The organism is Marmoricola sp. URHA0025 HA25, assembly GCF_054059435.1.
Map to the genome: position 1 here is coordinate 626,105 of NZ_JBSSCD010000001.1, position 10,613 is coordinate 636,717.

Here is a 10,613-nt window from a genome sequence, read left to right on the forward strand (position 1 = left end):
CCGGCGACCGTGACGACGTACTGCGGGTTCGACCTGGAGAAGGTGCAGCAGCTCCAGCGTGCGCTGGCCGACACGCCGTCGGCTGCGTCCGGGCTGGCCGCCGACATCCGCAACGCTGCGCAGCGCGCGGAGTGGATCGGTGCCGCGGCCGCGGGGGTGAACCCGCACCAGCTCGGTCTCGACCGCACCGAGCCGGGTGGCTCGCTGCCCGGGCTCACGCCGATCGCCGAGCAGGCGGCCGACCTCGCCGCTGAGGTCCGCCGGCGGCTGACCCACCTGAAGAGCTGCCAGTCGCTGGTCGCCGACGGCTTCACCTTCACCGGTGACGAGGCCTTCCAGGACCTGCCTCCCATCGACGCGGCAAGGCTCCTCAAGGCCCGCGACGACCTGGTCGCCGCGCTCGACAAGGACGGCCTCGAACGCACGCTGAACATCGCGGGCGTCCTGGACGAGATCCACGGGCTCAACGCCGGTGAGACCGACGCGCTCGTCGCCGCCCTCAGCGACGACCAGCTCGACCGGTGGGAGGAAGGGCTGGACCTGGCCAGGAAGCTGCCCTTCGGGCTGGTCCCGCCCGGCGTCTTCGACGGGCTGGCCGATGACCTGTTCACCCGGCTCGGTGCCGAGCAGCGGGTGCGCGTCACGCGCCACCTGCCGTGCCTCCAGCCGCCGCTCGACGACGACCACGCCGGGCACCCGCTGGCCGAGCTCCCACCTGCGGACATCGACGCGGCGACCGTCGAGGACATCAACCAGGGCGAGATAGGGGACTGCTGGTTCCTCGCCTCGATCGCGGCCGAGATGACCGGCGACCCCGACTTCGTCAGGAACCACATGGTCGCCAACGACAACGGCACCTACACAGTCACCTTCTACAAGGACGGCAAGCCCGTCGAGGTGACCGTCGACAGCTCGGTCCCGTACGACGGGTCGAGTGCCGAGCTCGCCCACGGTGACCCGGGCTGGGGGCGCAACGGTCCCTCCTGGGTCGCGATCTACGAGAAGGCGTTCGCCCGGTTCAAGGGTGGCTACGGCGACATCGAGGGCGGTTTCGGAGACCAGGGCATGGAGGCGCTGACCGGTCGCGACGCGGACCGCCACGACTCCGACGACCTCTCCTTCGACGACATCGCTCGCAACCTCCGGGACGGCACCCCGATGACCGCCGGGAGCAAGCAGCACACGACCGGACACCTCTGGTGGAAGGACGACAAGGAGAAGGTCGAGGTCGGTGACGACACCGTCGTCTCGCTCCACGAGTACACCGTCGTCGGGGTCGACCTCGGCGCCCATCCGCCCACGGTCAGGCTGCGCAACCCGTGGGGCTCAGGGGGCAGCGTCGACGAGTTCATCACGATGACCGAGGATGAGTTCCACGACCACTTCAACGAGCTGTCGGTGGGCTGATGGACGACTCCGCACGCACCTCCGTGACCCTCATGGTCCGCCGGACCGCGAGCGTCACCGACGGGCAGGGCAACACGTTTGGCATCATCGACGTGCACCCGGACCGCACCGATCCGGCGATCCTGCTCGGCGTTCGCCTCGCCTCCTCGGGCGAGCGGTTCGGCCGGGTTCTCCGGCTCGGTGACCGCATCGCGAGCGACGGGCTCGACCTCACCGTGGACGAGCTCGTCGGAGACGAGCCGGCCTGGCTTGTGCTCAGCGGGACCGTACCGACCAGAGAAGGTGGCTCGTGAGGATGAAGTGGCTGCTCGTGTCGGGGGCGGCGCTCGTGGTCGTCCTGGTGCTCGTGATCGTGCTCGCGACCCGCGACAGCGGCCCACCGCCGGTGGCCTCGGGTCCCGGAGTGTTCCGGGTGAAGGTCCAGTTCCAGCCGAACGGCGGCATCCGCGCGCCCGACGCGCTCAGCTACCGGGGCACGACGTTCAAGGTCGGGTTCGGCGGTGCCTCCGGGTCCGGCGACCACCTGTCGGCCAACCTCGTCGTCACCGGGCCCGCCGGCACGGTGAGGCAGGCGGCGAAGTACCCCCGGGGAGCGACCATCGAGCTCGACGGCGCGAAGCTGCTGGTCCGCACGATCTACGCCGGCGGCAGTGACCGCGACGACCTCGTGGACCTCCAGGTCGTGCCGGCCGCCGGATGACCCGGTCGTGGCTGTCGGCGTACGCCGGTAAGGTCGAGGGCGTGACCCCCTCTCATTCGTGATTGGGGGCTGTCCGCGTTGTCCGTCCGCTACTCCAGGAGCACCGTTGCGCCTCGCCGGCCTCGCCGATGCCGTCCTCGCCGAGCCCACCCTCGCGGCCGCCGTGGACGACGCCCGCGACAACCGCACGCCCGCTCTCGACCTCACCGGCCCGGCCGCGCTCCGGCCCTTCGTCGTCGCCGGGCTGGCCAGGGCGGGCCGCACCGTGCTGGTGGTGACGGCGACCGTGCGCGAGGCCGAAGACCTCGTCGAGGAGCTCGCCGACGTGGTCGACCCGGAGACGCTGGCCCACTACCCGGCGTGGGAGACGTTGCCGCACGAGCGGCTCAGTCCGCGCAGCGACACCGTCGGACGCCGGCTCGCGGTCCTGCGGCGGCTCGTCCACCCGGGCCAGGACGCGGCGAGCGGACCGCTGCAGGTCGTCGTCGCGCCGGTGCGCTCGGTGCTCCAGCCGCAGGTCAGGGGCCTGGCCGACCTCGAGCCGGTCGAGCTCGTCCCCGGGCAGGAGGTGGAGCTCGACGACGTGGTCCGCAGGCTCGCCGAGGCGGCGTACTCCCGCGTCGACCTGGTCGAGAAGCGCGGGGAGTTCGCGGTCCGCGGAGGGATCGTCGACGTGTTCCCGCCGACCGAGGAGCACCCGCTCCGCGTGGAGTTCTTTGGCGACGAGGTCGACGAGATTCGCGCGTTCGCGGTCGCCGACCAGCGCACGCTGGACAAGGCTGAGCGCCTCTGGGCACCGCCGTGCCGTGAGCTGCTGCTCACCGACGAGGTGCGCAGGCGGGCCGCTCGCCTCGGCGAGCAGCACCCCGAGCTCGCGGAGATCACCGACCGGCTCGCCGAGGGCGTCGCGGTCGACGGCATGGAGTCGCTGACCCCCGCGCTCGTCGACGAGATGGAGCTGCTCGTCGACCTCCTGCCGTCCGACACCCACGTGCTGCTGCTCGACCCGGAGCGGGTGCGCGCCCGCGCTCACGACCTGGTCTCGACGAGCGAGGAGTTCCTCGCGGCCAGCTGGGCCGCGGCCGCCTCCGGCGGGCAGGCGCCGGTCGACCTGGGCGCCGCCTCCCTGCGCACGCTCGCCGACGTGCGCGAGACCGTGCTGGCGCAGGGCAAGGCCTGGTGGGGGATCAGCCCGTTCGGCATCGGGGATGCGGCTGCGGATGGCGTGACGACCGGAGAGGTGCTGCGCGACTCCCTCGGCGAGATCGTCAGCGCAGGCGTCGACGTCGAGACCGGCGCCGTCGAGTCCCGCGCCGTCGGCGCGACCGCCGTCGAGCCCTACCGCGGCGACATCGAGGCCGCCGTGCGCGACATCGCCGACCACCTCGGACGCGGGCGGCAGGTGGTCGTCGTCCAGCGCGGACACGGGCCCGCCCAGCGCACCGTCGAGGTGCTCGGCGAGCACGACATCGCCGCCCGGCTCGTCGAGGAGGTCTCCACGGGCTCGGCCAGTGGAGACCGGTCGCTCGTCGAGGTCACCCGCGGCTGCCTGGTGCACGGCCTGGTGCTCGACGAGCCCGGCCTGGTCGTGCTGACTGGCGAGGACCTCTCGGGGCAGAAGGCCTCGACGCGCGACATGCGCAAGATGCCGACGCGCCGCAAGAAGCAGATCGACCCGCTCGAGCTCAAGCCGGGTGACTACGTGGTCCACGAGCAGCACGGCGTGGGCCGGTTCCTGGAGATGCGACAGCGGGAGGTCCAGGGCGCGGTACGCGAGTACCTCGTCCTCGAGTACGGGTCGAGCAAGCGTGGTCATCCGGCCGACAAGCTCTTCGTGCCGGCGGACACGCTCGACCAGGTCACCCGCTACGTCGGCGGGGAGCAGCCGAGCCTGGACCGCCTCGGGGGGGCCGACTGGGCAAAGCGCAAGGGCCGGGCACGCAAGGCGGTGCGCGAGATCGCCGCCGAGCTGATCAAGCTGTACGCCGCCCGCCAGGCCACCAAGGGCTACGCCTTCGGGCCGGACACCCCCTGGCAGCGGGAGCTCGAGGACGCCTTCCCGTTCCACGAGACGCCCGACCAGCTGACCACCGTCGAGGAGGTCAAGGCCGACATGCGCCGTACCGTCCCGATGGACCGGCTCGTCTGTGGCGACGTCGGCTACGGCAAGACCGAGATCGCGGTGCGCGCGGCGTTCAAGGCGGTCCAGGACGGCAAGCAGGTCGCCGTGCTCGTGCCGACCACGCTGCTGGTCAGCCAGCACCTCTCCACCTTCGCCGAGCGGATGAGCGCCTTCCCGGTCGTGCTCAAGGCGCTCAGCAGGTTCCAGACCGACAAGGAGGCCCGCGAGGTCATCGAGGGCCTGGCCGAGGGCTCGGTCGACATCGTCATCGGCACCCACCGGCTGCTCAACCCCGACATCCGGCTCAAGGACCTCGGGCTGATCGTGGTCGACGAGGAGCAGCGCTTCGGCGTCGAGCACAAGGAGCTGATGAAGCGGATGCGCACCAGCGTCGACGTCCTGTCGATGTCGGCTACGCCGATCCCGCGCACGCTCGAGATGGCGATCACCGGCATCCGCGAGATGTCCACGATCACGACGCCCCCCGAGGAGCGGCACCCCGTGCTCACCTACGTCGGCGCCCAGGAGGACCGGCAGCTGGTGGCGGCGATCCGGCGCGAGCTGCTCCGCGACGGCCAGGTCTTCTACATCCACAACCGGGTCGGCAGCATCGAGAAGGCCGCCGCCCGGATCAGGGAACTGGTGCCGGAGGCACGCGTGGCCACCGCCCCACGGGCAGATGGCCGAGCACCAGCTGGAGCAGGTGATGCTCGACTTCTGGGAGAAGAAGTTCGACGTCCTGGTGTGCACGACGATCGTGGAGTCGGGTCTCGACGTCTCCAACGCCAACACGATGATCATCGAGCGGGCCGACACCCTGGGCCTCTCGCAGCTGCACCAGCTCCGCGGCCGGGTGGGGCGCAGCCGGGAGCGGGCCTACGCCTACTTCCTCTACCCGCCCGACAAGCCGCTGACCGAGACCGCCCACGAGCGGCTCGCGACCCTCGCGCAGCACTCCGACCTCGGCGGCGGCATGGCGATCGCGATGAAGGACCTCGAGATCCGCGGCGCCGGCAACCTCCTGGGCGGTGAGCAGTCCGGGCACATCGCCGACGTCGGCTTCGACCTCTACGTGCGCCTGGTCGGCGAGGCGGTCTCCGAGTTCCGGCAGGTGCCCGGCCAGGGCAGCGAACAGGCCGAGGAGGTCCGCATCGAGCTCCCGATCGACGCGCACCTGCCGCACGACTACGTGCCCAGCGAGCGGCTTCGCCTGGAGATGTACAAGCGCCTCGCCGAGGTGCGCGAGGACGACGACGTCGACCTGCTCCGCGAGGAGATGCGCGACCGGTACGGCGAGCCTCCCGCAGCCGTCGACCGCCTGCTCGCCGTCGCCCGGTTCCGCGGCCGCTGCCGTCGCGCCGGCGTCAGCGAGGTGACGGTGCAGGGCAAGTACGTCCGGTTCGCCCCGGTGGAGCTGGCCGAGTCGCGCGGCGTACGCCTGAACCGCGTGTACCCCGGCAGCCTGGTCAAGGCCGGGGTGCGTACGATGCTGGTGCCGCGCCCGCAGCCGGCGGCGTTCGGGGCCAAGCCGGTCCGCGACGACGAGCTGCTGGCATGGGCAGGTCGCGTGATCGACGACATCGTCGATCCACCCGAGAAGACCGCACAGAAACAGGAGAGCGCTTCGTGAAGGCCAACCGCCTCGTCCTCCTCGCCGTTGCAGGTGCGTCCATGCTGGCGCTCTCCGGTTGTGCGCAGTCGGGCGACGTCGCTGCCCGCGTCGGCGACACCACCGTGCCGAACTCCGACGTGGACTTCCTGACCAAGGTCCAGTGCGGGATCCTGGCGAAGTCGAGCGGCTCGGGACAGGCCCAGGCGGTGCCGAGGTCGCAGGTCCGGATCCAGTGGGTGAACGCGCTGGTCGAGGCGCAGCTCAACCGGCAGCTCGCGGCGCGCGACCACCTCAGCTACGACAGGTCCACGCTGCGCTCGGCGATGGACCAGTTCGAGTCGACGCTGAGCCAGGCACCTGCCGGTGACCGCGACCGGGCCCGCGACCTGATCGAGAGCATCTACCGCGGCCAGCTCGAGGTCGTGGGGCTGGCGCAGACCGACTTCGCCCGCCAGGGTGTCACCAGCCCCAGCGACGACGAGGTCCGCCAGGCCGTCGCGAAGATCCTCGCGGACTTCCGCAAGAAGGTCGACGTCGAGGTCAACCCGCAGTACGGCCCGGACGCGCAGGACGCCGCAGGGTCGGTCGACCCGTCCCTCTCGCGGGCCGTGTCGTCGTACGCCAGGCACTCGGTGGAGTCGCCGCCCGGCCAGTCGACGCCGATGGACGTGGCGCAGAAGTACAACACCTGGGTCGCCGGCCTGCCCGCCGACCAGAGGTGTGGCTGAGCGCCGATGTCGGCGCTCCTCGAGCTCGTCGAGGTGATGGCCCGGCTCCGGCGCGAGTGCGCCTGGAAGGCCGGGCAGACCCACGAGTCGCTCGCGCGTTACCTGCTCGAGGAGACCTACGAGACCCTCGAGGCGATCGAGGTCGGCGACGACGCGCACCTGCGTGAGGAGCTCGGCGACCTGCTGCTGCAGATCCTGTTCCATGCGGTCATCGCCGAGGAGCAGGGTCGCTTCGACATCGACGACGTCGCAGCCGACCTGGTCGTCAAGCTGCGCCGGCGCAACCCGCACGTGTTCGACCCCGAGCACTCGACGGTCCCCGCAGGCGCGACAAGCGGGGCAGCGGAGGCCATCAACGAGCAGTGGGAGCGGATCAAGGCCGAGGAGAAGCAGCGCTCCGGGGTGATGGACGGCGTCCCGGAGGAGCTGCCCGCGCTGCTGCGTGCCGTGAAGGCGCTCGACCGGCTCGAGCGCTCCGGCCGCGAAGCGCCCGTGGTCGCCGGCTCGGCCGACCTGGGCGACCGGCTGCTCGCGCTCGCGTCCGAGGCCCGGGACGCCGGGGTCGACCCCGAGCAGGCGCTGCGGGCCGCCGTACGCCGGATCCTGTGATCTCTCCGAAGCTCGCCGCCGCGATCGTCGCGGTCGTCGCCGTCGCGCTGACCGGGTGCGGCGCACGGGAGGACGAGGCCTCCGGGCCGCGGACGTTGCAGGCAGCCGTCCCGCTGCAGAACCTTGCCGACCTCCCCGTCGGCACCGCCGACGTCGGCCCGGGCGACAAGGTGCGAGGCCGGGGGAGCAGCCTGGTGGTCGGCGGCGAGGTGACCGACCTGGCACCGTTGCGCGTCGACGAGCCGGTGGTGGTGAAGGGTGGGGTGTTCTTCCGCAACCGCACCGAGCTCTGGTTCACCGATCTCGACCACGCTCGTGCCACCGGCTACGGCCACGTCGAGTCGCTGGTCGCCTCGCCCGACGGGCGCCGACTGGCGTTCCTCGACTTCGAGCACGGTCCGCCGGACAGGTTCGGCACACCGCTGGCGATGTCGGTCGTCTACGACGCCACCACCGGCAAGCCGGTGGTCGCCTCCTACGTGGGCATGGGCGACGTCCGCAGCGACGACCTCACCGACCTCTACGAGGACGGCGAGCCGCGGATCCTGCGGTTCGCCGGCGACGCGCTGCTCGTCCACGGCGCCAGCGGCAACGTCGACTACCGGATCCCGCTCGACGGGGGTGCGCCGCAGAAGCTCGGGCACTGACGGTGTCGGTCGGCGCGAGTAGCGTCTGCGGCATGAAATCTCGGGTGAGCACGTGCGCGGGCATCGTCCCGCCCTACCTCCTGCAGCGGCTGGTCGACTCCGGCGACGCCGACCTCGCCGAGCGCGCCCGGCGCACGCTCGTGCACGACACCGTGCTGCGCGCCCGGCCGGAGCGACCGCTGCCGGCGTCCGGCGACGGCCTGCACCGCACCGTCCACGACGCCCACCAGGGCACGACGCTGCCGGGCGACGTCGTGCGGGACGAGGGCGACGCCGCGTCCGGTGACACCGCGGTCAACGAGGCCTACGACGGCCTCGGCGCGACCTGGACGCTCTACCACGAGGTGTTCGGCCGTAACTCGATCGACGGCAAGGGGCTTCCGCTCGTCGCGAGCGTCCACTACGACCAGCACTACGACAACGCGTTCTGGAACGGCGCCCAGATGGTGTTCGGCGACGGCGACGGCACCGTCTTCCTCGGGTTCACGCGCAGTGTCGACGTCATCGGCCACGAGCTGACCCACGGGGTGACGGAGTCGACCGCCGGGCTCGATTACTCCGGCCAGTCCGGCGCGCTGAACGAGAGCGTCTCCGACGTGTTCGGCTCGCTGGTCAAGCAGCGGGTCCTCGGGCAGACCGCCGAGCAGGCCGACTGGCTGATCGGCGCCGACCTCCTCGCGCCGGGCGTCAAGGGAGTGGCGCTGCGCTCGATGAAGGCGCCCGGCACGGCGTACGACGATCCGCGGCTCGGCAAGGACCCGCAGCCCGCCGACATGTCCGGCTACGTGCAGACGAGCGACGACAACGGCGGCGTGCACCTCAACTCCGGCATTCCCAACCGCGCCTTCTACCTCGTTGCGTCCGCGGTCGGCGGCAACGCGTGGGAGGCGCCGGGCCAGATCTGGTACGACGTGCTCACCGGCTCCGCGATCCGCCCCGACTGCGACTTCGCGACCTTCGCCGAGCTGACCGTCGCAGCCGCGAAGGCGCGGTTCGGTGACGACTCCGAGCAGGCCGCTGCGGTCGCCGATGCCTGGAGCACGGTGGGCGTGGTCGCCGCCCCGGTGGCTGAGCCTGTCGAAACCGAGCCCCCGGGCGCTGCCGACGAGCTCTCCGTGCGGCGCACCGGCGGCTTCGGGGGCCTCGTCCGGGAGCGCACCCTGCGGCTCGCGGACTTGTCCGACGACGACGCCTCGCACTGGCGCTCCCTGCTCGCCGGTGACCGGCTGGCGCGGCTCGCCGACGCCCCGACCCACCCCGACGCCTTCTGCTACGGCGTCCGCTGCGACGCCGCCCGGCTGGACGTGACCATCCCGGAGCCCGCCCTCGAGCCGGACGTCCGCGACCTCTTCGAACGCACGCTCACCCGCTGAGAGTGCTGCCGGGGATCGGGCAACGGCCCCGATAGGCTGAGGCCGCTCGTCCCCCCGACCGCTCGACCCAGCAGGAGCAGTGCATTGGCCGCCATCGAAGACGTCATCGCCCGCGAGATCCTCGATTCCCGTGGCAACCCCACGGTCGAGGTGGAGGTGATCCTCGAGGACGACAGCTTCGGCCGTGCGGCGGTCCCGTCGGGTGCCTCGACCGGGGCGTTCGAGGCGGTCGAGCTGCGTGACGGTGACGACCGCTACGGCGGCAAGGGCACCCTGAAGGCGGTCGCGGCCGTCGAGTCGCAGATCGGCCAGCGGATCGTCGGCCTCGACGCCTCCGACCAGCGGCTCGTCGACCAGGAGATGCTCGACCTCGACGGCACCCCCAACAAGGCCAACCTCGGCGCCAACGCGATCCTCGGTGTGTCGCTCGCCGTGGCCCGGGCCGCCGCGATGAGCGCGGAGCTGCCGCTCTACCGCTACGTCGGCGGGCCCAACGCCCACCTGCTGCCGGTGCCGATGATGAACATCCTCAACGGTGGTTCGCACGCGGACTCCAACGTCGACATCCAGGAGTTCATGATCGCCCCGATCGGCGCACCCACGTTCCGGGAGGCGCTGCGCCACGGTGCCGAGGTCTACCACGCGTTGAAGTCGGTGCTGAAGCAGAAGGGCCTCGCCACCGGCCTCGGCGACGAGGGCGGGTTCGCGCCCAACCTGGACAGCAACCGCGCCGCGCTCGACCTGATCTCCAGCGCGATCGAGTCCGCCGGCTTCAAGGTCGGCACCGACATCGCGCTCGCGCTCGACGTCGCCGCCAGCGAGTTCTTCGCCGACGGCAGCTACACCTTCGAGGGCGGCAAGAAGTCGGCCGACGAGATGAGCGCGTACTACGCCGAGCTGGTCGCGTCGTACCCCATCGTGAGCGTGGAGGACCCTCTCGACGAGGACGACTGGGACGGCTGGAGGACCATCACCGAGCTGCTCGGCGACAAGGTCCAGATCGTCGGTGACGACCTCTTCGTGACCAACGTCGACCGGCTGCAGCGGGGCATCGACGGGGGCCAGGCCAACGCCCTGCTGGTGAAGGTCAACCAGATCGGCTCGCTGACCGAGACCCTCGACTCCGTCGACCTCGCGCACCGCAACGGCTTCCGGTGCATGATGAGCCACCGGTCGGGCGAGACCGAGGACACGACCATCGCCGACCTCGCGGTCGCGACCAACTGCGGGCAGATCAAGACCGGGGCGCCCGCCCGCTCCGAGCGGGTCGCGAAGTACAACCAGCTCCTGCGGATCGAGTCCGAGCTCGGCGACGCGGCCCGCTACGCCGGCGCGGGCGCCTTCCCCAGATACCAGGGTTAAGGACACGATGCCGCCGAGTCGTCGCCCGTCGTCGCGGGGAGGTCGTCCCCGCA

At 71.6% G+C, this 10,613-nt stretch carries 8 protein-coding genes and 1 pseudogene; all 9 read left to right on the top strand.

Annotated features, from left to right (window positions below):
- Window positions 1-9: 9 nt before the first annotated feature.
- The 9 genes and pseudogenes from ACVW00_RS02970 to eno all read left to right on the top strand — a co-directional run bounded on the left by ACVW00_RS02970 (window position 10) and on the right by eno (window position 10,560).
- Entirely contained in the window at window positions 10-1,407 is a 1,398-nt protein-coding gene (locus tag ACVW00_RS02970) for a C2 family cysteine protease (RefSeq protein WP_457109412.1), read from the top strand.
- Entirely contained in the window at window positions 1,407-1,700 is a 294-nt protein-coding gene (locus tag ACVW00_RS02975) for a hypothetical protein (RefSeq protein WP_457109413.1), read from the top strand. Before ACVW00_RS02970 ends, ACVW00_RS02975 begins: the two co-directional genes overlap by 1 nt.
- Entirely contained in the window at window positions 1,697-2,107 is a 411-nt protein-coding gene (locus ACVW00_RS02980; protein ID WP_457109414.1) for a hypothetical protein, read from the top strand. Before ACVW00_RS02975 ends, ACVW00_RS02980 begins: the two co-directional genes overlap by 4 nt.
- Before the next feature lie 106 nt (window positions 2,108-2,213).
- Window positions 2,214-5,859: pseudogene (gene mfd, locus ACVW00_RS02985) on the top strand (transcription-repair coupling factor).
- Window positions 5,856-6,569 carry a hypothetical protein gene (locus ACVW00_RS02990; RefSeq protein WP_457109415.1) on the top strand — a complete coding sequence of 238 codons (714 nt, stop codon included), beginning with the start codon at window positions 5,856-5,858 and terminating at the stop codon, window positions 6,567-6,569. The pseudogene mfd and the gene ACVW00_RS02990 overlap by 4 nt, the downstream one beginning before the upstream one ends.
- A gap of 6 nt (window positions 6,570-6,575) precedes the next feature.
- Window positions 6,576-7,178, top strand: a complete 603-nt coding sequence (locus ACVW00_RS02995) for a MazG family protein (RefSeq protein WP_457109416.1) — start codon at window positions 6,576-6,578, stop codon at window positions 7,176-7,178.
- On the top strand, window positions 7,175-7,825 hold the full coding sequence (locus ACVW00_RS03000; RefSeq protein ID WP_457109417.1) for a hypothetical protein: 651 nt from the start codon (window positions 7,175-7,177) through the stop codon (window positions 7,823-7,825). The genes ACVW00_RS02995 and ACVW00_RS03000 overlap by 4 nt, the downstream gene beginning before the upstream one ends.
- A gap of 32 nt (window positions 7,826-7,857) precedes the next feature.
- Window positions 7,858-9,198: a protealysin inhibitor emfourin gene (locus ACVW00_RS03005; protein ID WP_457109418.1), complete on the top strand. Its 1,341-nt coding sequence runs from the start codon at window positions 7,858-7,860 to the stop codon at window positions 9,196-9,198.
- A gap of 84 nt (window positions 9,199-9,282) precedes the next feature.
- Window positions 9,283-10,560, top strand: a complete 1,278-nt coding sequence (gene eno, locus ACVW00_RS03010) for a phosphopyruvate hydratase (RefSeq protein ID WP_457109419.1) — start codon at window positions 9,283-9,285, stop codon at window positions 10,558-10,560.
- Window positions 10,561-10,613: the final 53 nt, after the last annotated feature.